General features: G+C 72.3%; 20 protein-coding genes. 10 read left to right on the top strand and 10 right to left on the bottom strand.

Annotation, left to right across the window (positions count from 1 at the left end; genetic code table 11):
• Positions 1-112: 112 nt before the first annotated feature.
• Entirely contained in the window at positions 113-454 is a 342-nt protein-coding gene (locus ACZ63J_RS41605; RefSeq protein ID WP_465340334.1) for a VOC family protein, read from the top strand.
• Positions 455-1,049: 595 nt separating this feature from the next.
• Here the strand turns inward: ACZ63J_RS41605 and ACZ63J_RS41610 are convergent.
• Entirely contained in the window at positions 1,050-2,282 is a 1,233-nt protein-coding gene (locus tag ACZ63J_RS41610) for a glycosyltransferase 87 family protein (RefSeq protein WP_465439883.1), read from the bottom strand.
• Between the two features lie 156 nt (positions 2,283-2,438).
• Between ACZ63J_RS41610 and ACZ63J_RS41615 the strand changes: the two genes are divergently transcribed.
• A complete protein-coding gene (locus ACZ63J_RS41615) occupies positions 2,439-3,341 on the top strand; it encodes a 2-hydroxyacid dehydrogenase (protein ID WP_465439885.1) in 903 nt (300 codons plus the stop codon).
• Here ACZ63J_RS41615 and ACZ63J_RS41620 read toward each other — a convergent pair.
• Genes ACZ63J_RS41620 through ACZ63J_RS41630 form a run of 3 tightly spaced genes read right to left on the bottom strand, consistent with a single transcriptional unit; the run spans position 3,322 to position 5,402 of the window.
• Complete coding sequence (locus ACZ63J_RS41620) at positions 3,322-3,543, bottom strand: DUF397 domain-containing protein (protein WP_465439887.1); 222 nt, start codon at positions 3,541-3,543, stop codon at positions 3,322-3,324. The genes ACZ63J_RS41615 and ACZ63J_RS41620 overlap by 20 nt on opposite strands.
• Before the next feature lie 16 nt (positions 3,544-3,559).
• Entirely contained in the window at positions 3,560-4,393 is an 834-nt protein-coding gene (locus ACZ63J_RS41625; protein ID WP_465439889.1) for a helix-turn-helix domain-containing protein, read from the bottom strand.
• A gap of 55 nt (positions 4,394-4,448) precedes the next feature.
• Positions 4,449-5,402 (bottom strand): GNAT family N-acetyltransferase, encoded by a 954-nt coding sequence (locus ACZ63J_RS41630; protein WP_465439891.1) that lies wholly within the window; start codon positions 5,400-5,402, stop codon positions 4,449-4,451.
• Positions 5,403-5,457: 55 nt separating this feature from the next.
• On the opposite strand from ACZ63J_RS41630, the gene yaaA reads away from it, so the two are divergent.
• Entirely contained in the window at positions 5,458-6,204 is a 747-nt protein-coding gene (gene yaaA, locus ACZ63J_RS41635) for a peroxide stress protein YaaA (RefSeq protein ID WP_465340328.1), read from the top strand.
• Here yaaA and ACZ63J_RS41640 read toward each other — a convergent pair.
• Together ACZ63J_RS41640 and ACZ63J_RS41645 are read right to left on the bottom strand one after the other, a co-directional pair.
• Complete coding sequence (locus ACZ63J_RS41640) at positions 6,191-6,670, bottom strand: GNAT family N-acetyltransferase (RefSeq protein ID WP_465439893.1); 480 nt, start codon at positions 6,668-6,670, stop codon at positions 6,191-6,193. The two genes, yaaA and ACZ63J_RS41640, sit on opposite strands and share 14 nt — an antisense overlap.
• 44 nt (positions 6,671-6,714) lie before the next feature.
• Positions 6,715-7,785: an NAD(P)/FAD-dependent oxidoreductase gene (locus ACZ63J_RS41645; protein ID WP_465340325.1), complete on the bottom strand. Its 1,071-nt coding sequence runs from the start codon at positions 7,783-7,785 to the stop codon at positions 6,715-6,717.
• An 83-nt stretch (positions 7,786-7,868) separates the two neighbouring features.
• Between ACZ63J_RS41645 and ACZ63J_RS41650 the strand changes: the two genes are divergently transcribed.
• Positions 7,869-8,423, top strand: coding sequence for a suppressor of fused domain protein (locus tag ACZ63J_RS41650; protein WP_465310702.1), 555 nt, complete (start codon positions 7,869-7,871; stop codon positions 8,421-8,423).
• Here ACZ63J_RS41650 and ACZ63J_RS41655 read toward each other — a convergent pair.
• Positions 8,393-9,259, bottom strand: coding sequence for a LysR family transcriptional regulator (locus ACZ63J_RS41655; RefSeq protein ID WP_465439896.1), 867 nt, complete (start codon positions 9,257-9,259; stop codon positions 8,393-8,395). The genes ACZ63J_RS41650 and ACZ63J_RS41655 overlap by 31 nt on opposite strands.
• A gap of 82 nt (positions 9,260-9,341) precedes the next feature.
• Between ACZ63J_RS41655 and ACZ63J_RS41660 the strand changes: the two genes are divergently transcribed.
• Positions 9,342-10,229, top strand: a complete 888-nt coding sequence (locus ACZ63J_RS41660; RefSeq protein ID WP_465439898.1) for an MBL fold metallo-hydrolase — start codon at positions 9,342-9,344, stop codon at positions 10,227-10,229.
• A gap of 191 nt (positions 10,230-10,420) precedes the next feature.
• On the opposite strand, the gene ACZ63J_RS41665 is transcribed toward ACZ63J_RS41660, so the two are convergent.
• Positions 10,421-11,959, bottom strand: a complete 1,539-nt coding sequence (locus ACZ63J_RS41665; RefSeq protein WP_465439900.1) for a phytoene desaturase family protein — start codon at positions 11,957-11,959, stop codon at positions 10,421-10,423.
• A gap of 272 nt (positions 11,960-12,231) precedes the next feature.
• Between ACZ63J_RS41665 and ACZ63J_RS41670 the strand changes: the two genes are divergently transcribed.
• The 3 genes from ACZ63J_RS41670 (at position 12,232) to ACZ63J_RS41680 (ending at position 16,448) form a co-directional block, all read left to right on the top strand.
• Positions 12,232-13,236, top strand: a complete 1,005-nt coding sequence (locus ACZ63J_RS41670; RefSeq protein WP_465439902.1) for a serine protein kinase RIO — start codon at positions 12,232-12,234, stop codon at positions 13,234-13,236.
• A gap of 325 nt (positions 13,237-13,561) precedes the next feature.
• The gene (locus ACZ63J_RS41675) at positions 13,562-15,172 is read left to right on the top strand and encodes a DEAD/DEAH box helicase (protein WP_465340318.1); all 1,611 of its coding nucleotides are present in this window, start codon (positions 13,562-13,564) and stop codon (positions 15,170-15,172) included.
• 100 nt (positions 15,173-15,272) lie between these two features.
• Positions 15,273-16,448, top strand: coding sequence for an 8-amino-7-oxononanoate synthase (locus ACZ63J_RS41680; protein WP_465340317.1), 1,176 nt, complete (start codon positions 15,273-15,275; stop codon positions 16,446-16,448).
• Positions 16,449-16,451: 3 nt separating this feature from the next.
• Here the strand turns inward: ACZ63J_RS41680 and ACZ63J_RS41685 are convergent, their stop codons facing one another.
• Together ACZ63J_RS41685 and ACZ63J_RS41690 are read right to left on the bottom strand one after the other, a co-directional pair.
• Positions 16,452-16,886 (bottom strand): GNAT family N-acetyltransferase, encoded by a 435-nt coding sequence (locus tag ACZ63J_RS41685; RefSeq protein WP_465439904.1) that lies wholly within the window; start codon positions 16,884-16,886, stop codon positions 16,452-16,454.
• A 17-nt stretch (positions 16,887-16,903) separates the two neighbouring features.
• Complete coding sequence (locus ACZ63J_RS41690; protein WP_465439906.1) at positions 16,904-17,710, bottom strand: S1 family peptidase; 807 nt, start codon at positions 17,708-17,710, stop codon at positions 16,904-16,906.
• 166 nt (positions 17,711-17,876) lie between these two features.
• Here ACZ63J_RS41690 and ACZ63J_RS41695 point away from each other — a divergent pair, with 166 nt between their 5' ends.
• On the top strand, positions 17,877-18,749 hold the full coding sequence (locus ACZ63J_RS41695; protein ID WP_465439908.1) for a M15 family metallopeptidase: 873 nt from the start codon (positions 17,877-17,879) through the stop codon (positions 18,747-18,749).
• A gap of 97 nt (positions 18,750-18,846) precedes the next feature.
• Positions 18,847-20,241 carry a mycothione reductase gene (locus ACZ63J_RS41700; RefSeq protein ID WP_465439910.1) on the top strand — a complete coding sequence of 465 codons (1,395 nt, stop codon included), beginning with the start codon at positions 18,847-18,849 and terminating at the stop codon, positions 20,239-20,241.
• Positions 20,242-20,340 lie beyond the last annotated feature (99 nt).

Raw genomic sequence — 20,340 nt, forward strand, 5'->3', positions numbered from 1 at the left:
TGCTCCGGGCGGGTGTGAAAGTCCCGCTCAGGGTAGTCAATCCCCCGGCCGTGACTCCAACGGGTTACTCGGCGGCCGGTTTTTGTCGGTGGTGGCGGCTAGCTTCGGGGGCATGACGATCCACATGGGCATGATCACGATCGACTGCGCGGACCCGCGCGGCCTGGCGCAGTTCTGGACGGCCGCCCTGGGCACGAAGGTCGACCAGGACTACGAAGGCGAGTTCCTCATCCTGGCCCCCACGGAGGGCGGGCTCCCGCTGGCGCTGCAGCGGGTCCCGGAGCCGAAGCCGGGCAAGAACCGAGTCCACATCGATTTTCGCGGCGGCGATCGTGCGGAGGAGGTGGGGAGGCTCGTGGGGTTGGGTGCGAAGGAGGTGGCTGAGCATGAGGTGCCGGGGTTGGCTTGGACTGTGTTGACCGATCCGGAGGGGAATGAGTTCTGCGTGGGGTAGTGGAGCGGGTTCGGGAGGCTGGGGTTGCGGCGGTGGCCTGGGCTGCGGCGGTGGCGGGGACCGCGCTGGCGCGAGTGGCGGATTCCGGCACGGCCGGCAGCGGCGGGCGGGCGCAGCGCGGCCGCAGGTCTCGGCGCGGCCCGCGAGCTGCGGCGGCGGGGATCGCGCGGGCGCGAGTGGCGGATTCCGGCGCGGCCCGCGGCCGCAGGGCGGCCGCAGGTCTCGGCGCGGCCCGCGGCGGCCCGCACAGCACGGCGGCGGCGGGTTTCGGTGCGATCGGCAGCGGTTGCCTGGGCTGATGCGCGGCAGCCGGGGTCCGGGCATGCCGGGCCGGCACCGCACCGCGGCCACTCACCCGCGCACCCGACAGCGCGGGCGCGAGGAGGCGGGCATCGGCGCGCCCGGCAGCAGCGCTTCGGCCGACTCCGCGGCCGAGGTCTCGGCGCGGCCGGCAGCGGTTGCCCATGCTGATGCGCGGCAGCCGGGCATCAAGCCTGCCCGAAGCAAGCGCAGCTCGGCAGCCACCCGGCACCTCCCGACCTAGCCAGGCGCCGCCACAGGCTCGTCAGCCAGCGCAGCTCGGCACCAACCCGACCTAGCCAGGCGCCGCCACAGGCTCGTCCGGCAGCAGCCCCTCGGCCACCACCTCCCGGCGCGGTCCACCAGGCAGGAACCGCCGCGGCAGCACCGCCAACGCCACCAGCACCAGGCACCCCAGCACGACGTAACTCTCCCCCGCGACATGCGTCCACCACGCCGTGTGCGGACCCGCCGGGAACCGCTCCGGTGGGGCGAACAGCGCCGTGCCGCCGGCGACTACCACTGCTGGTACCGCGAGGCGTGGGGCGCGGGCGACCCACACCGTTGCCGCCATCAGCAGCGGGGCCAGCCACACCCAGTGGTGGGTCCACGACATCGGCGACACCAGCGTGCCGAGCGCGGCGGCCGCCAGCCAGGCGGGCACGTCGCTGCCGATGCGCCGGAACCGGACCACCACCACCGCCGTCAGCACGGTCGCCACCGCGGCCAGCACCAGCCACAGGAAGGAGGCCGCACCCGCCGAAAGGCCGAGGCGCGCGACAAACCCGCGCAGCGACTGGTTGCCGGGCAGTGCGACGTTCCCGATGCGCGTCGGGTCCCACATCGCCCGCGTCCAGTACACCAGCGAGTCGTGCGGTGCCACGAGCCAGCCGAGGCCGGTGCACGCCGCGAACCCCGCCACCGTGACCACCGCCGGACGCACCTGGCGGCCCAGGAGGAAGTACAGGAGGAACACGAACGGCGTCAGCTTGATCGCCGCGGCGATCCCGACCAGCAGGCCGCGCGGCCAGCGCGGGTTGCGGTGCAGGCAGTCGACGGCCACGAGCCAGAGGAGGAACACGTTGATCTGACCCCAAAACAAGGTGCTGACCAGCGGTTCGAGCTGCAACGCGCCGACCGTGCCCACCGCGGCGACCAGCGCGCGGTGCGGCAGCGACGGCGCCAGCCGTCCCAGCACCAGCAGCAGGATGTGGAACATCGCGGCCGCGGTGCCGGCGGTGAGCACGAACGCGCCCAGCAGGTACCAGGCCAGGATCAGCCCGAACGGCAGGAGGGAGAACGGCGGGTAGGTGTAGTGCGCCGGGTTGGCGCCGCTGTAGAGCACCGTGGTGTACAGGTCGCTGCCGTGCACCCACGCCACGACGCCGTCGCGGTAGATGCGGGTGTCGGAAAGCGCGGTGAGGCCGTCCTCGGCGGACAGCCCGATCCGGACGGCCAGACCGGCCGCCAGCGCCACCAACAGCCACGGAGCGGCGCGCAGGAACACTCGGAACTGGGACGCGGTCACGAAAGGCTTATCGCCACCTCCCGCAGTTCCGTCACTCTTGTCCGGCAGTTCGACGAATTCGCCGGACAGCCGCCGGACGACTACGCCGATCCGCATCCGGAGCCGACACATCCCACGGATTCGTGACCGACGCGCAGCTGCCTGTAGAAAGGCGGCATGAGCGCTCGTGTACTGCTGCCGTGGACCGACATCGCCGTGCCCGAGGGGGTCGAGGCCGCCTACTACGACGGCGTCGCAGCCCCGCCGGCCGAGCTCGACGGCGTCGAGTTCTACGTGCTCCCCTACGACCGCGGGCCGGAGCCGCCGAAGCTGGTCGAACGGCTGCCGTCGCTGCGGGTGGTGCAGTCGCTGTCGGCCGGCGTCGAGACGCTCGTGCCGCTGCTGCCGCCGGACGTCCGGCTGGCGAACGGGCGGGGGCTGCACGACCTGAGCGTCGCCGAGCACGCGCTCGCCCTGATCCACGCGGCGCAGCGCGACCTGCCGCGGTGGTTCGCGCAGCAGACGCGCGGTGAGTGGAAGCGCGAGCACACGCGCTCCCTCGCCGACAGCCGCGTGCTGCTGGTCGGCCACGGCTCCATCGGCCAGGCCATCGAACGACAGCTGGTGGCGGCGGAAGCCGTGGTGACGCGGGTGGCGAGCCGCGCGCGGCCGGCGGAGGACGTCCACGGCGTCGACGAGCTGCCCGCGCTGCTGCCCGAGGCCGACATCGTGGTGCTGATCCTGCCGGACACGGCGTCGACGCGTGGCCTGATCGGCGCCGACGAGCTGGCGGCCCTGCCCGACGACGCCCTCGTGGTCAACGTCGGCCGCGGCACCGCGATCGACACAGCGGCGCTCCTGGCCGAGACCCGGGCCGGACGGTTGCGCGCCGGCCTCGACGTGACCGACCCGGAGCCGCTGCCGTCGGACCATCCACTGTGGACGGTCCCGGGCGTGGTCATCACCCCGCACATCGCGGGTGGGTCGGCGTCGTTTTATCCGCGCGCGAAGAAGCTGGCGGCGGAGCAGCTGCGGAGGTACGTGACGGGAGAGGAGCTGCTCAACCTCGTAGAGCGGTGACGGCGGCGGTCCAGGCGGCGCGGGACACGGTCAGCTGGCCGTGCTCCCAGGCCTTGGTGTCCCGGACGCCGACGGAGAGATCAACCCGAACCTCGACACAGTCGGACTGACCGCCACTGTGGCTCGCTTTCCGCCAGCCCACCTCAACACAATTGGATTGCGGGCCGCTGAAGCTCGACTTGCGCCAAGTGATGTGGTCCATGCGGCGGCCTCCCGAGTTATCGCGCCACCTCCCGGAGCAGGTCCCGGGTGGCAACTTCGCTCAATGCTCTGCCTGCCAGAATCTTAGCCTGGCGCTGGTACCCACCCGCAACTCTGGAGTCGTGCAGGAACGCGGTGGCGTGTGTGCTCTCGAGGTGCACGATCGACGGCAGGTCGGGGAACTCGTACAGCACGAAGGGACCGACCAGCCCGGGGTGATAACCGATGTTCATGGGCACGATCTGCAGCGAAATGTTCGGCTTTTCCATCATTGCCAGCAGATGATCCACCTGGTCCGACATCACCTCGGCGCTGCCGACCTCCTCGCGGATCGCGATCTCGCCCACCAGTGCTGTGAGCCGCACCGGATCCGGCTTGGTAAGGATCCGCTGCCGATTCAGCCGCGCGACCAGCCGGGAATCCGCCTGCATCAGGTCGATATCCGAATTGTTCAAGATCGCCCGCGCATAGTCGGGAGTCTGCAGGAGGCCCGGAACGATCGCCAGTTCCCAGTTCGTGATGTGATTTGCGGTGCGCTCGTACTCGACGATCCCGCTCAAGGCAGGCGGCAGGTCCGACGGGTTCGAATCGAGCCAGTTGTCGTCCTTGGCGCGTCTGGCCAGGCGCATCATGCGGTGGTAGGTCGCGTCGTCCACCTGAAGAGCGCCCAGCAGGCGGGCCACGTCCTCCGGGCTGGGGCTGCGCTGCCCTTTCTCCCACGCCGACAACAACTGCGGCAGAATCCGCACCATCCGCGCGAGCTGGCGAAGCCCTTTACCGCGCGCTTCGCGGACTTCGCGCAGCGAAGCGGCAAGTGCTCTCGAACCCGGGGAAGCGGAAGTCGGCTTCATGAAGCGATCGTACGAATGCCGTCCATTCCCCGATCGGCGGTGGGGCGTCCCGAATTCAGGACAGCACGTACACGTGCCATTCGTCGTCGACGCGATATCCGCACCGTTCGTAAACACCCAGCGCGCGGTGGGCGTTGTCGACGTCGACGTTCAGCGCCGACCGGTCGAAGCCCGCCGCCTTCGCCGCCAGCACCACGTGGCCCAGCAACCCGGACGCGACACCGCGGCCGCGCAACACTTCCCTCGTTCCCACCCAGCTGGCGTAGTGCTCGCGGATGCCCGTCACCTCGGTGTCGGACGCGTAGAAGTGGCTCAGCACGAACGCGAGGACCTTGTCGCCGTCGAGGACGAGGTACGACAGGTCCGGGCGGAAGTCCTTGGAGCCGGTCACGAGGTGGCGCCAGGCGTCGGGCTCGTAGACCGTGCTGCCCCAGTGGCCGGCGAAGGTGTCGTTGCGGGCGTCGAGCACCGCGAGGTCGTGCTTGAACTCGAACGGCACCGCCTCGACGCCCTCCGGCAGCGGCGGCTGCGGTGGAAGATCTGCGAGGCCGACACGCATGTTGACCATCGTCCGGTTGTGCGTGTATCCCGCGTCGGCGAGGACGCCGGCGATCCAGCGTTCGTTCTGGTGGATGCCGTGGTGCAGCTCCAGCGGCGCCCCGGAGAACACACGCTCGCTGACCTCGCGGCTCGTGCGTCCGAACCACTCGACCAGGTGAACGCCGACCGTGGCGCCGCGGTAGGCCGGGTGCACGACCGACTGGAGCCGGACCATGTGCACGGGGTTCGCGGCGTCGCGGCGGCGGACCAGGCCGTACCCGACGAGCCGCTCGCCCGCCCAGGCGCCGGTCGTGGCGCGGGCCAGGTCGACGTTGGGGCCCTCGAGCTCCTCGCGGAGGTCGTCGGCGCTGAGGTGCTCACCCGTCCGGTCGACTTCCTCGGCCGCCGCGTACAGGCGGGTGAGCGCGGGGACGTCGTCGAGGGTCAACGGGCGCCAGGTCAGGTCCATCCCGCGAGGCTAGGCCGGGCGACGGCGGCCGCGCACCCCGATTTACGCTCGATGCGTGCTGGTGCTCCTCCCCCCTTCCGAAACCAAGGCTGACGGCGGCCGCGGCGGCGCGCTCGACCTCGGCGCGCTGTCGTTCCCCGAGCTGAACCCGACGCGCGCGAAGCTCGTCGACGCGCTGGCCGAGCTGGCCCAGGACGTCCCGGCCAGCATCGCGGCGCTGGGCATCACCGAGCGCCAGGCCGGGGAGGTCGCGCGCAACGCGGAGCTGTGGTCGTCGCCGACGATGCCGGCGCTGCGCCGCTACACCGGGGTGCTGTACGACGCGCTGGACGTGAAGAGCTTCACGAAGGCGGGCCTGGCGAAGGCGCACCGGCGGCTGGCGGTGACGTCGTCGGTGTTCGGGGTGGTCTCGGCGACCGACCCGATCCCGGCGTACCGGCTGTCGGGCGGGAACGCGCTGCCGTCGGTCGGGACGGTCCGCGGGCTGTGGAAGCCGGTTCTCGAGCCGGTGCTGCAGCAGGTCGAGGGGCTGGTGGTGGACCTGCGGTCGGGCACGTATTCGGCGTTCGCGAAGCTGCGCCCGGACGCGGTGACGGTCCGCGTGGTGACGGAGAACGCCCGCGGCGAGCGGGTGACGGTCAGCCACTTCAACAAGGCGTACAAGGGCCGCCTGGCGCGGGTGCTGGCCGAGACGCGGGCGGAACCGTCCACTGTGGACCAGCTGGTGAAGGTGATCACGAAGGCGGGCCTGACGGTCGAGCGCACCGGCGACCACGCGCTGGAGCTGGTCACGGAGGGCTGACGGCCCGTTCGAAGAGGGCGCCGGAGAGGCTGTCCGCGGCGATCCGCACGAGCCGGAAGCCCTGACTCCGGTAGTACGCGTGCAGGCGGGTGTTGGTGGTCCAGGCGTCAAGCCGCAGCGACCGCTTTCCGCGCTGCGCGGCTTCCCTGGCGGCCTTGTCGAGCAACCAGGCACCGACGCCCCGCCCAGCGAGAGCCCGGTCGACGGCGAAGTGGCTGAGGTAGAGCGCGGAAGCGGGGTCGTCCTCGGGCCGCCAATGGGAGGCGGGCGTTTCGCCGAGGGTGATGGTCGCAACGGGGTCGCCGGAGCACGCCTCTTTCGCGGGGAAAGTGCCGTTCTCAGCCACCCGCAACCCGCCCGTCGCGAGGTCCGGGCGCAGCTCGTCCGCGCGCCAGCGGGCACCCGCCCACTGGTCGGTCCCCCGCCCGCCGAGCCAGACGCTCGCGCCGTCGAGGATTGCCAGCAATGCCGGAATGTCCGACTCCGTCGCGCGGCGAAGGCGGAGTTCGCTCAAAACCGGTCCGGGGCGAACGGGCTCAGGTCGAAGCCCGGGTCCTCGCCCAGCGCCAGCGCCGCCACCAGCTTTCCCGCGAACGGCCCGTTCGTCAGCCCGCCCGCGCCGAAGCCCGTCGACACCGCCAGGCCCGGGCGCAGCAGGCCGAGGATCGGCAAGCCGTCCGGGGTGCCCGGGCGGAAGCCCACCCTCGTCTCCGCCAAGGTCGCGTCGGCCAGGCCCGGGGCGACCGTCAGCGCGTTGTCCAGCACCTCGCGCTGACCGGCCGCCGTCACGCGGTAGTCGAAGCCGGCCTCCGCCTCGCGGGTCGCGCCCGCCACCACGCGGCCGCCGCCGAAGGCCAGGAGGTAGTGGCTGGTGCGGGGCAGCACCACCGGCCACGCCGCCGTGTCCGTGTCCGGCAGGTCGAAGTGGCTGATCTGGCCGCGGTGCGGCGTCACCGGGAGGTCGACGCCCAGCGGCGCCAGCAGCTCCCGGCTCCACGCGCCGGCCGCGACCACCACGCTGTCCGCCTCCAGCGGGCCGGCCGGGCTCGCGACCGTCCCGTCGGCCCGGAAGGCGACCTCGCCCTCGACGAACTTCGCGCCCCGGCGCTCGGCGGCGGACAGCAGCGCGCGACGCAGCCGGTGGCCGTCGACCCGGCCGGCGCCGGCCAGGTGGACCGCGCTCAGCCCGGGCGCCAGCGGCGGGAACAGCTCGCGGGCCTGGTCCGGGCCGAGCCGCCGGATCTCGCCGATCTCCGGCGCGTCCACCGCCCGCGCCGTCAGGCGTGCGTGCGCTTCGGCCAGCTCGGCCTCGTCGGCCGAGACGATCATCCCGCCGACGACCTCGAACGACGAGTCCTCGACCTCCGCCGTGAACTCGCGGTAGTACCGGCCCGCGGCCGCCGCGAGCGGGTAGAGCGCGTCTTCCCAGCGCGACGTCCAGGGGCTGACGATGCCGGCGCCGGCCTCGGTGGCCGTCCCCGGGCGCGCCGCGTCCGCCACGACCACCTCCGCGCCCCGGCCCGCCAGGTGCCAAGCCGTCGCCGCGCCGCCGATTCCGCTTCCGATCACGAGCACTCGCATGTCCCCCACCCTGCCCGAAACTGCCGCGCCCGGGCCAACGGCGCACCACCGCGGCTCGACGGGCGGGTCGTATGCTGCGCGCCATGCCGAGCCGTGCCGAGCGGTATTTCGCCCATCTCGACACCCTGACCGGGGACACCGAGGCCCGCCTGCAGCCGATCCCGTCCACCCATCCCGAGCTCGACGACGTCATCGCGTTCGTCTACGCCGACGAGCCGGAACCGCGCTACCTGACCGGCGCGACGTACGGGCTTTCGCTGGCCGACCACCCCGACTGGCACGGCGTGAGACCGGAGCTGTGGATCAGCGTCCGGTCCGACGACCCGGTGTGGGCGCTGGCCATCGGCTACCTCGCCGAGCAGCTGCGGGGCACCTGCCCGTTCGTCTACGGCGACACCATCGACTTCGGGCAGCCGATCGCGCCGGAGTCCGGCATGACGGCGTTCGCCGTCTCGGCGCCCGCGGGCCTGGACGCGCACCAGTACACGCTGATCGACCTCGGCGGCCCGCCGATCAGCATCGCCGGCTGTTACCCCGTGCACGACACCGAGCGCCAGTACATCCGCGAGCACGGCATCGACGCGTTCTGGCAGCTGGACTGGGACCTCTACGACGTCCGGCGTCCGCCGGTGGTCTGATACGCGGCCGTCGCGAGCCCGGCGAACGACCTGACCAGCGGTCCGGCGTCCTTCCACGCGACGACCACCGGACTCGGCGCCAGGTCGGTCAGCGGCACGACGGCCAGCTCCCCGGGCGGCCGGTGCCCCAGCGGCATCAGGCCGACGGTGCCGTTCCAGAGCACGGCCCCGACGCACTCCTGCACGGCGCGCACCACCGGCCCGTCGCGGGGTTCACCGCCGTGCCAGTACGCCTGCCAGACCGGGTCGGTGCCGTCCGGGAACCGGAACCAGCGGCGGCCGGCCAGGTCCGCCAGCACCAGGCTTTCCCGGCGGGCCAACGGGTCGTCGGCGCGCAGCACCGCGCCCACCGGGTCGGCGCGCAGCTGCCGGACGGTCAGGCCGGTCTCGTCGAACGGCCCGCGTGTCAGGGCGACGTCGACCAGCCCGGCGCGCAGCCCGCAGGTCGGGTCGGTCAGGTCGGTGTCGCGGACGACGACTTCGACCTCGGGGTGCCGGCGGCGGTAGGCGTCGGCGAGGCGCGTCGCGCCCGGGTCGGCGTTGTCGGCGAGGAGGCCGACGGTGAGCGTCGCGGCGCCGGCCGCGGCGGCCACGCGCACCCGCGCCTGGTCGGCGTGGTCGAGCAGCGCCCGCGCTTCGGCCAGCAGGGCGGCCCCGGCCGGGGTGAGCGCGACCCCCGCGGCGGACCGGACGAGCAGGGCGGCGCCGACGTCCGCCTCCAGCTGCTTGATCGCCCGGCTCAGCGGCGGCTGGCTCATGTGCAGCCGCGTGGCGGCACGCCCGAAGTGGAGTTCCTCGGCGACCGCCACGAAGTACCGAAGCGTGCGTAGCTCCATGACCGGCGACGATATTCGCCGGGTATCGGCTCCGCACAACCGGTCTTGGACGGGAGCGCCACCCCGGCGGTGGAATCGGGGCATGACCGAACCGACCGATCCCGCCGTCCGCGTCGGCGGCGCCCGCGAGCTCGCCCCGGACCTGCTCGTGATCCCGAACGACCACGTCGACCTGGTGCCCAACATCGGCGTGGTCGGCGGCCGAGACGCCGTCCTGGTCGTCGACACCGGCATCGGCACCGCCAACGCGTCGGAGGTCCTCGCCTTCGCGACCGAAGTGGCGAAGGGCCGTCGTCTTTATCTGACCACGACGCACTTCCACCCCGAGCACGCGTTCGGCGCGCAGGTGTTCGCCGGCGAAGCCACCTACCTGGTCAACCGCGCCCAGGCCGACGACCTGAGCACCAAGGGCGCGGGTTACCTGGAGATGTTCCGCGGCATCGGCGAGGTGATCGCCCGGCGCCTCGACGGCGTCCGGGTGCCGGCGCCCGACGTCGTCTACGACGGCACGCACGAGCTCGACCTCGGCGGCCGGACGGTCCGGCTGCGCCCCACCGGCCGCGGCCACACGAAGGGCGACCAGGTCGTCGAGGTGCCGGACGCCGGGGTCCTGTTCACCGGCGACCTGGCCGAAACCGGGCAGTTCGCGATCTTCCCGTGGTTCCCGCCGCACGACGCGGACGTCTCCGGCATCGGCTGGCTCACGGTCCTCGACCGGCTGGTGGCGGCCGAGCCGCGGGTGGTGGTCCCGGGTCACGGAGAGGTCGGCGGCGGCGCCGTGCTCACCGACGTCCGCGACTACCTGCGCGAGTTGCGCGACGAGACCTGGCGACGACGCGACTCCGCGATGGCGCAGGCGGAGATCGTCGCGGAAGTCCGGGCCCTGCTGCTGGAGCGGCACCCGGAGTGGGCCGGGCAGGAGTGGATCGAGCCGGGCGTCGGCTGCCTGTGCGCCGAGCACGGTGGTTGACCCTTTCGGGCGGCGCGAACCCCGCGTCACGGCGTGGTGAGCCAGTCGCCCATTGCGCGGTCGATCTTGAAGTGGCACGCGGCAGTGCGCGGTGAGCCGCACGCACCCTCGGCGATCTCCGGAGGGAGCTGGCGGCCGGGAGTCGTTGACCCCGCGGACCGGATATCCGCCGCATGGAAAACAAATGGGGATCACCGACCGGGAAGGCCCAACACCGCCATCGCCGCGTTGTGGCCCGGAATGCCGCTGACACCACCTCCCCTCGTCGCGCCCGCGCCGCACAGCAGGACGCGGTCGTGCGCCGTTTCGACGCCCCACCTGCCCGCCTGGCTTGGATCTTCCGCGAACGGCCAGGACAGGTCCCGGTGGAAGATGTGCCCGGCCGGCAGGCCCAGCTCGGCCTCCAGGTCGAGCGGGGTCTTCGCCTCCACACAGGGTTTCCCGTCCTGCCCGGTCAGCAGGCAGTCCTCGATCGGCTCGGCCAGCACGCTGTTCAGCGAAGCCAGCGTCGCGCGCAACGCCGCTTCGCGCGCCTCCTCGTTGCGCCCTTCGAAGAGCCGCGCGGGCATGTGCAGGCCGAACAGGGTGAGGGTCTGCGCGCCGGCCGCGCGCTCGGCCGGGCCCAGGATCGACGGGTCCGTCAGCGAGTGGCAGTAGATCTCGCACGGCGGCAACGTGGGGATCTGCCCCGCCGCCGCCTCGCGGTACGCCGTTTCCAGCCGGCCGAAGGTTTCGTTGACGTGGAACGTGCCGCCGAACGCCTCGGCCGGGTCGACGGCCGGGTCACGCAGCTTCGGCAGCCGCGACAGCACCATGTTCACCTTCAGCTGGGCGCCTTCGGGCCGCTCCGGCGGCTCCTCGCCCAGCAGCCGCGCGAGGGTGGCCGGCGCGACGTTCACCAGGACGTGCCCGCCCCGCACGACGTGCTCGGTGTCGTCACGGCGGTAGCGCACCTCGCCGTCCGGGTCGAGCGACAGCACCTCCGCGCCGGTCACCAGGCGCGCGCCCGCCGCGGCCGCCACCGCCGCGAGCGAACCGGTGACCGCGCCCATGCCGCCGACCGGCACGTCCCAGTCGCCGGTGCCGTTGCCGATCACGTGGTAGAGCAGGCACCGGTTCTGCCGCAGGTCCGCGCCGCCGGCCGGGGCGAACGTGCCGATCAGCGCGTCGGTGAGCACGACTCCGCGCACGGTGTCGTCGCCGAACCACGCCGTGAGCGCCTCGCCGATCGGCCGCTCGAACAGCGTCGACCACGCTTCTTCGTCGCCGACCCGGTCCCGGAAGTCCACTTCGGACAGCAGGGGCTCGGTCAGGGTGCCGAAGGTGCGTTCGGCGACGCGCCCGGTCAGCTCGTAGAACCGCTGCCACGCCGCGAAGTCCGCTGTGGACCCCGTGAGCGCGCGGAACGACGCCGCCGTCCGGGCGTCGTCGCCGGTGTCGACAAGGAGACCCGAGTCGCCCGTGGGTGTGTAGGACGACATCCGGCGCCGCTTCAGCCGCACGTCGAGGCCGAGGTCGGCGATGATCTTCTTGGGCAGCAGGCTGACCAGGTACGAGTAGCGCGACAACCGGACGTCGACCCCGTCGAACGCGCGGAACGACACCGCGGCGCCGCCGGTCTCGCCCCGCCGTTCGAGCACGAGCACCGACCGGCCCGCCCGCGCCAGGTACGCGGCCGCCACCAGCCCGTTGTGACCACCACCGACGACCACGACGTCGTAGGAATCCATCCGCCCCTCCTCGCTCGGCTTGCCCGTTCATCGTGACCACGGCGGCGGGCCGAATACAAGGAAAGGGCACGAACGGTCCGTTCGTGCTATTCGGTTGCGCGGCCCCGGATCGGTCCGGCAAGCTGAAGCGCATCCGGCAGGGAGCCGGAGTGGGAAGAGCAGGAGGTGCGACTCGTGATGACTGTCCGGGCCCTTCCGCGCCCTCGCCCACCCGCCCCCCGAGGCTGACCACGCGCCCGGTGGGGCATCCCTGACCAAGGAGAACCCCACCAGTGCGCCAGCACGACTTCGAAGACTTCGACCTGTTCGACGAACACCGTCCGGCCGGCAGCGGACGCCGCCGGGCTCGGCTCGGCGAAGAAGACCCCCGGACCACCCGCCGCCGGACGGCGCGGTTCGAAGACGACCCCGAACCCACCCGCAGCGGGCGGCTGACCGAAGGCGAACGCGTCCGCCTCGCGAAGCTGCGCGACGACGCCTACACCGAAAACCAGCTGCCCGACGACGCCGACCGCTGGTCCACCTGGGACGACGCCGAACACGGCCCGCTCCCCCGGCCGGACTGGGTGGTCACCGAGCTCGCCGCGGTCGACACCGACCTCGGCGTCCTCAAGACCGGCAAGGAGGCCGATGTCCACCTCTTGCGGCGTGGCCTGCCCGGCACGCCGGGAGCCCTGCTCGCCGCGAAGCGCTACCGCAGCGACGAACACAAGCTGTTCCACCGCGACGCGGGGTACCTCGAAGGGCGGCGGATGCGCCGCTCCCGCGAGATGCGCGCGATCGAGCACCGCACGGCGTTCGGCCGCAACCTCATCGCCGAACAGTGGGCCGTCGCGGAGTTCGCCGCCCTGAGTCGCTTGTGGACGCTCGGCGCGCCGGTGCCGTACCCGGTGCAGCGCAACGGCACCGAGCTGCTCCTCGAGTTCGTCGGCGAGGACGACGGGACGGCCGCACCCCGGCTGGCCCAGGCACGCCCTGACCCGGAGCAACTCACAGACCTCTGGCACCAGGCGACCGCGGCGCTCGAGCTGCTCGCGTCCGAGGGGCTCGCCCACGGCGACCTCTCGGCGTACAACGTGCTCGTGCACCGGGGCCGGCTGGTGGTGATCGACCTGCCCCAGGTGGTCGACGTCGTGGCCAACCCCGGCGGGGTCGAGTTCCTGGCGCGGGACGTGCGCAACCTGGCCGGCTGGTTCCACGGCCGGGGCCTCGGCGAGGACGTCACCAGGACCGATGAGCTGCTGGCGGAGCTGGTGGCGACGGCCGGGCTCGGGTGATCGCGGGGCGGCGGCGCGGATGTGGCGCGGAACACGTCTGCGACGCCGCCCACAACCGGTGACCTCGATGCGTAGTCCCAGCTCCGGCTCGGGTACAGTATGTACAGACCGCAACCGGCGGCGTGGATGAGTTGGTGTCCGTCGCCTCCAGAGCCACCGAATGGCTCGCGGTGATCCGTAACCCCCCAGCGGCGCGCAGTGTCGGAAAGCGCAAGACACAGTGTGCCGGGTCCGTCCTTGTGAACGCCCACCGCACACCATCTTGCCCTGCCTGCGCGCGGGGAGCCCGGGCCTCCTTGCGACGAACCACGTCCGAGAGGCATTTGTGACAGTCACGTTCAACTCCGGTCCGTCCTCGACGTCCGCGCGCGCGGACCGTCCCGACCGCAAGCCGCGCCAGCGGCCCGCCGGCGGGGACATGCTGCGCGACGACGCGGTCGAGACCGTGGCCACCAAGACCTTCGCCCAGCTGGGCCTGCCGGAGCCGCTGCTCCGCGCGCTGGCCGAGGCGGGCATCACCACCCCCTTCCCGATCCAGTCCGCGACCATCCCGGACGCGCTGGCCGGCCGCGACGTGCTGGGCCGCGCCCAGACCGGCTCCGGCAAGACCCTCGCCTTCGGCCTGGCCATGCTGGCCCGGCTCGACGGCGGCAAGGCCCGCCCGAAGCGCCCCCGCGCGCTGATCCTGGTCCCGACCCGCGAGCTGGCCATGCAGGTGGCCGACTCGCTGACCCCGCTGGCCAAGTCCCTCGGCCTGTGGTGCCGCACCGCCGTCGGCGGCATGGCCTTCACCCGCCAGGCCGATGCGCTCTCCCGCGGTGTCGACCTGCTGATCGCCACCCCGGGCCGGCTGTCGGACCACGTCCGCCAGGGCACCGCGCACCTCGGCGACTGCAACTTCATCGCCCTCGACGAGGCCGACCAGATGGCCGACATGGGCTTCATGCCGCAGGTCCGCGAGATCATGGACCTCACCCCGCCGGGTGGGCAGCGCCTGCTGTTCTCGGCGACGCTCGACGGTGACGTCAACCGGCTCGTGCGCCAGTACCTGAGCGACCCGGTCACGCACTCGGTCGCGCCGTCGACCGCGAGCGTCGACACCATGGACCACCACGTGCTCCAGGTTTCGCACCAGGACAAGCAGGACATCATCACGCAGATCGGCGCCCGCGAGGGCCGCACGATCATGTTCGTGCGGACCAAGCACCACGTCGACCGCCTCACCGAGCGGCTGCGCGAGCAGGGCGTCAACGCGCAGGCCCTGCACGGCGGCAAGACGCAGGGGCAGCGCAACCGCGTCCTGGCCGACTTCAAGGAAGGCCACTCGCCGGTGCTCGTCGCCACGGACGTCGCGGCGCGCGGCATCCACGTCGACGACATCTCGCTGGTGCTGCACGTCGACCCGGCGGCCGACCACAAGGACTACCTGCACCGCGCGGGCCGCACGGCGCGCGCCGGCGCGTCCGGTGTGGTCGTCACGCTGGTCACCAACGACCAGCGCCGGATGGTCAAGCGGATGACCGACCGGGCCGGCGTCCGCGCCGAGTCCACGATGGTCCGTCCGGGTGACGACGCGCTGTCGCGCATCACCGGGGCCCGCGAGCCCAGCGGCGAGCCGGTCATCGAGCGGCGGCGCGAGAACCCGCGTCGCGGCGGCGGTGGCTTCCGCGGCGACCGTGGCTTCGGCGGCTCGAGCCGCGGTGGTTACCGCGGTGACCGTGACCGCGGCGGCGACCGTGGTGGTAGCAGCTACGGCGGCGACCGTGGTGACCGCGGGGGCGACCGCGGCGGGTACCACCAGGGTTCCCGCGAAGGCTCCGGCCACCGCGAAGGCCGTCCCGGCGGCTTCGGTGGCCGCGGCCGTCAGCCCCGCTCGGGCAACGGCGGCGGTTACGGCCGCCCGAGCCGTGGCCCGCGTCGCGGCTACGACAGCTGAGTTTTCCCTTCGGAAGCCCCGGACCCTCGTGGTCCGGGGCTTCCGGCGTTTCCGGGCCCGCTTCCCCGTTGTGCCGGGCCCGGATGCGAGACTGCGGGACGTGACTACGCCGCCGACGCTCCCGCCCGAAGAGGTTTTCGACTGGCTCGACACCGAGGCGGAGAAGCGGGCGAACGCGGGGCTCGTGCGGCAGCTGCGGCCGCGTCCCGCGCAGAGCGACGAGCTGGACCTGGCCGGCAACAACTACCTCGGGCTGGCCCGTGACAAGCGGGTCGCCGGGGCGTCCGCGGCCGCCGCGCTCCGCTGGGGCGCCGGCTCGACCGGGTCCCGGCTGGTCACCGGGTCGACGGAGCTGCACACCGAGCTGGAAATGGAGCTCGCGCGGTTCTGCGGCACGCAGGCGGCGCTCGTCTTCTCCTCCGGGTTCGCCGCGAACCTCGGCGCGGTGACGGCGCTTTCGGGGTCCGAAGCGGCGATCGTCACCGACAAGTACATCCACGCGTCGCTGATCGAGGGCTGTCGGCTGTCGCGCGCGGACGTCGCGGCGGTCGCGCACGGGTCGCCGTCGGCGATCAAGCACGCGCTCGCGACCCGGCGCAAGCCGCGGGCGCTGATGGTGACGGACTCGGTGTTCTCGGTCGACGGTGACCTCGCCCCGCTGGCCGAGCTGGCCGGGATCTGCCGTGCGCACGGCGCGGCGATGCTGGTCGACGACGCGCACGGCTTCGGTGTCCTCGGCGAAGGCGGCCGTGGCGCGGTGCACGCGGCCGGGCTCGCGGGCGCGCCCGACGTCGTCACGACGTTGACGCTGTCGAAGTCCCTCGGCGCGCAGGGCGGCGCGGTGCTGGGGCCGCGCCGGGTGATCAAGCACCTCGTGGACACGGCGCGCAGCTTCATCTTCGACACCGCTTTGGCGCCGGCGAGCGCAGCCGCCGCGCTGGCCGCGTTGCACGCGCTCAAGGAAGAGCCGGGGCTGGCGGAGAAGGTCCTCGAGAACGCGGGAAACCTCGCGATGTCGCTGAAGGCGGCGGGGTTGAAGGCGAGTGTGCCGGACGCCGCCGTCATCTCGATCCAGGCGCCTTCGGCGGAGACGGCCGTCGCGTGGGCGGCGGCGTGTGCCGAGCAGGGCATCCGGGTCGGGTGCTTCCGGCCGCCGTCGGTGCCGGACGGCGTTTCCCGGCTGAGGCTGACCGCGCGGGCCGACCTCACGGAGTCCGATGTGGACCGTGCGGTGAAGGTGATCACGGCGACCGCGCCGCGGGGCGCGACCGCCTGAACCTTACCGCGGGAGACGGCGCATCGTGATGTGCGGGATGCCGTCTTCGTCGGTGTACTCGGCGCCTTCCGCGACGAAGCCGTAGCGCGCGTAGAAGCCCTGGACGTACGTTTGCGCGTCCAGGACGTACTCGCCGGGGGTGGTGAGGGCCGCGTCCATCAGCTGGGCCGCGAGGCCCTGGCCGCGGGCGGTCGCGGCCGTGGCCACCCGTCCGATGCGGCGGACACCACCGGGGTCGGCGAGCACCCGCAGGTACGAAGTGACGCCGCCGGCGTCTTCGAACCACAGGTGGCGGGTGTCCGGCCGCAGGTCACGGCCGTCGAGCTCGGGGTAGGCGGCCTTCTGCTCCACGACGAACACGTCCACGCGCAGGCGGAGGATGTCGTGCAGCTGGGCGGCGGTGAGCTCGGGTCCGGACGCGTCGTGCAGGGTCGGCATACCCCTGCTTACCACGCTCAGAAGAGGCGTTGTTTGGCCTGGGCCCGGATGTCGTCGACGTAGGCCGAGACGCGGGTGTAGACACCCGGCTTGCCCGCCTTGCCGCAGCCGTCACCGAACGAGACGATCCCGATCAGCGTGTCGCCCACGACGAGCGGGCCGCCCGAATCGCCCTGGCAGGCGTCGATGCCGCCGTCGGCGTACCCGGCGCAGAGCATGGACTTGCTGTTGTAGACGTTGTAGTCGGCGCTGCACTCCGAGTCCGAGACCAGCGGCACCTGGGCGCTGCGCAGGTAGTCGGAGCGGGCGCCGCCGTCGGCGACCCGGCCCCAGCCGAGCACCGTCGCCTTGGTGCCGGTGCGGTACACGTCCTCGCTGTCCGGCAGCTTCGCGGGCCGGTAGTCGAGCTGGCCGCGGACGGTCAGCACGGCGATGTCGTCACCCTGCGTCGGGTCGTTGTACCCGGTGCTGATCCAGATCTTGGAGACGCTCAGCGCCTCGCCGTCGTCGGTCCGCTTGTCCTCCCGGCCCTCAACCACGCGGACGTCCTGCTTCGAGACCGCCTTGGCGCAGTGCGCGGCCGTCGCGACCGCCGTCGAGCTGACGATCACCGCGCCGCAGAACTGGTTGCCGCCCGCGTCGGTCAGGTAGACCGCGTACGGGTGGTCGGAAAGGGACGCCTTGTCGCCGCCCACGATCCGCGGCTGGTTGGCCGACGCCGGGTCCGCCGACGCCGTGCCGACGACCACCGGGACGGCCACGGCGGTAACCGCGAGGAACGCGCCGCACGCGAGCAGCAGGGATCGACGGGACTTCACGGACATGGGACGTTCCCCTCTTCACAGCAGCACAAGACAGAACACTCGGCACCCGGATGACTCCGGTGCGTGAACGAGTGGCGCTGAATACCCTAATCGGAGTGGGCCCGAAACGGTGTCACTGAAACGGGTGGACTCCGCGCTCACCCAACGCTTCTGTCAGGCTGGACGGATGCGACGGACAGCGGCGGTGGTCTCCGGGGCGGTCATGGCCTTCACGCTGGGCGCCTGCACGTCGGAAGTCCCCTCCACGCCGCAGCCGGTGGCCGCGACGCCGTTCTCGACGACCGTGTCCAAACCCCCCGCTCCGGTGACTTCGGCGCCGCCGAAGCCGTCCAGCGCGCCCGCCGTCACCTGGCAGGTGGGTGCCCGGCCCCTCCCCGTCGGCCCGGACGGGTTCGGCGCGGTCGAACCGACACCACCCGAACTGGTGAACCGGGCACTTCCGACAAAAGACCTCCTTCCGCCCCCGTCGGGCGGCCGGTACGCCTCGACGATCAGCGCGGTGCCCGCCGCCGTCCTCGCGCGCAGCACCTGGCAGCCCGCCTGCCCGGTCAAGGCGACCGACCTGCGCTACCTGACGATGTCGTTCTGGGGTTTCGACGGCCGCGCGCACACCGGCGAAATGCTGGTCAACACGGCCGGCGCCGCCGGGATCACCAAAGTCTTCGGACAGCTGTTCGCAGCGCGCTTCCCGCTGGAGGAGATGCGCGTGACCAGCCCGGCCCAGCTCACCGCGCCGCCGACCGGCGACGGCAACTCGACCAGCGCGTTCGTCTGCCGCCCGGCCCGCGGGCAGACGTCCTGGTCGGCGCACGCCTACGGGCTCGCGGTGGACGTCAACCCGTTCTGCAACCCCTACACCCAGGGCAAGCTCGTGCTGCCCGAGCTGGCGTCGGCCTACCTGGACCGCGCGAATCGCCGTCCGGGCATGGTCCTGGCGGGCGACGCGACCGTGCGGGCGTTCGCGGCGATCGGGTGGAGCTGGGGCGGGGCCTGGACCAGCCCGAAGGACCGGATGCACTTCACCGGCAACGGCCACTGAGCACGTAATACGACGTTAAGCACAGCCGGGAACACCCGCTTCGCGCAGGCGGTTGGCTAGGGTGAATCGACCGGACCGAACCCCCGCGGAGGATGCAGTGCCCCACTACGACCTGGTGATCGTCGGGACGGGATCGGGGAACTCGATCCTCGGGCCCGGTTTCGCCGGCAAGAAGACGGCGATCGTGGAGAAGGGCACCTTCGGTGGCACCTGCCTGAACGTCGGCTGCATCCCGACGAAGATGTTCGTGTACGCCGCCGACGTCGCGTACACGCCTTCGCACAGCGCGAAGTACGGCGTCGACGAAGAGCTGAAGGGCGTGCGCTGGCGCGACATCCGCGACCGCATCTTCGGCCGGATCGACCCGATCGCCGCCGGGGGCGCGGAGTACCGCCGCAGCCACGAGGACAACAAGAACGTCGACGTCTACGAGGGCACCGGCCGCTTCACCGGGCACAAGGAACTGCGCGTCAGCTTCACCGACGGCCGCGCCGACGAGGTGCTCACCGCCGACAAGTTCGTGCTCGCCGCGGGCGGACGTCCGGTCATCCCGGAGATCCCCGGCATCGAGGACACCGGCTACCACACCTCCGACACCGTGATGCGGCTCGACGAGCTGCCCGAGCGGATCGTCATCCTCGGCGGCGGGTACATCGCGGCCGAGTTCGCGCACGTCTTCGCGTCCTTCGGGGTGCGGGTCACGCTGGTCAACCGGTCCGCGCGGCTGCTGCGCGGCGAAGACGAGGACGTCAGCGCGCGCTTCACCGAACTGGCGTCGGAACGCTTCGACGTCCGTCTCGAGCGCAAGACCGTGCGGGCGCGAAAGACGGCCGACGGCGTCGCGCTGGACCTCGAAGGACCGCAGGGCGCCGAGACCGTCGAAGCCGACCTGCTGCTGGTCGCCACCGGCCGGAAGCCGAACTCGGACCTGCTCGACGTCGCCGCCACCGGAGTGACCACAATGGACAGTGGGCACGTCGTGGTCGACGACTACCAGGAGACCGTCGTCGAGGGCATCTACGCGCTCGGCGACCTCTCCTCGCCGCACGAGCTGAAGCACGTCGCGAACCACGAATCCCGCGTGGTGCAGCACAACCTGCTGCACCCGGACGAGCGGATCAAGGCCGACCACCGGTTCGTGCCGCACGCGGTGTTCACCCACCCGCAGGTCGCTTCGGTGGGCCTCACCGAGCAGAAGGCGCGCAAGCTCGGCGTCTCCTACGTGACCTCGAAGCAGGACTACGCCGGGATCGCGTACGGCTGGGCGATGGAAGACACGACGGGCTTCGCGAAGCTCCTCGCCGACCCGGCGACCGGGCAGCTGCTCGGCGCGCACATCATCGGGCCGCAGGCGTCGTCGGTGATCCAGCCGCTGATCCAGGCGATGAGCTTCGGCCTCGACGCGCATTCGATGGCGCGCGGCCAGTACTGGATCCACCCGGCGATGCCGGAGCTGGTCGAGAACGCCCTGCTCAACCTGCCCCTGGACTGAGTCACCGCGGGGGGGGGGGGGGGGGGGGACGGGGGGGGGGGGGGGGGGTCAAGTGGTTGACAAAAGGGTGCGGAGGTTGGGTGTTGTCGGCTCCTCGCC

The sequence above is a fragment of the Amycolatopsis sp. NPDC104863 genome (assembly GCF_055582965.1).

Excerpts from the sequence above, each read along its gene's own strand:
- ACZ63J_RS41605 (WP_465340334.1), top strand. The coding sequence starts at position 113 with ATGACGATCCACATGGGCATGATCACGATCGACTGCGCGGACCCGCGC.
- ACZ63J_RS41615 (WP_465439885.1), top strand. The coding sequence starts at position 2,439 with ATGAGCGCTCGTGTACTGCTGCCGTGGACCGACATCGCCGTGCCCGAG.
- ACZ63J_RS41620 (WP_465439887.1), bottom strand. The coding sequence starts at position 3,543 with ATGGACCACATCACTTGGCGCAAGTCGAGCTTCAGCGGCCCGCAATCC.
- ACZ63J_RS41625 (WP_465439889.1), bottom strand. The coding sequence starts at position 4,393 with ATGAAGCCGACTTCCGCTTCCCCGGGTTCGAGAGCACTTGCCGCTTCG.
- ACZ63J_RS41630 (WP_465439891.1), bottom strand. The coding sequence starts at position 5,402 with ATGGACCTGACCTGGCGCCCGTTGACCCTCGACGACGTCCCCGCGCTC.
- ACZ63J_RS41645 (WP_465340325.1), bottom strand. The coding sequence starts at position 7,785 with ATGCGAGTGCTCGTGATCGGAAGCGGAATCGGCGGCGCGGCGACGGCT.
- ACZ63J_RS41650 (WP_465310702.1), top strand. The coding sequence starts at position 7,869 with ATGCCGAGCCGTGCCGAGCGGTATTTCGCCCATCTCGACACCCTGACC.
- ACZ63J_RS41655 (WP_465439896.1), bottom strand. The coding sequence starts at position 9,259 with ATGGAGCTACGCACGCTTCGGTACTTCGTGGCGGTCGCCGAGGAACTC.
- ACZ63J_RS41660 (WP_465439898.1), top strand. The coding sequence starts at position 9,342 with ATGACCGAACCGACCGATCCCGCCGTCCGCGTCGGCGGCGCCCGCGAG.
- ACZ63J_RS41665 (WP_465439900.1), bottom strand. The coding sequence starts at position 11,959 with ATGGATTCCTACGACGTCGTGGTCGTCGGTGGTGGTCACAACGGGCTG.
- ACZ63J_RS41685 (WP_465439904.1), bottom strand. The coding sequence starts at position 16,886 with ATGCCGACCCTGCACGACGCGTCCGGACCCGAGCTCACCGCCGCCCAG.
- ACZ63J_RS41690 (WP_465439906.1), bottom strand. The coding sequence starts at position 17,710 with ATGTCCGTGAAGTCCCGTCGATCCCTGCTGCTCGCGTGCGGCGCGTTC.
- ACZ63J_RS41695 (WP_465439908.1), top strand. The coding sequence starts at position 17,877 with ATGCGACGGACAGCGGCGGTGGTCTCCGGGGCGGTCATGGCCTTCACG.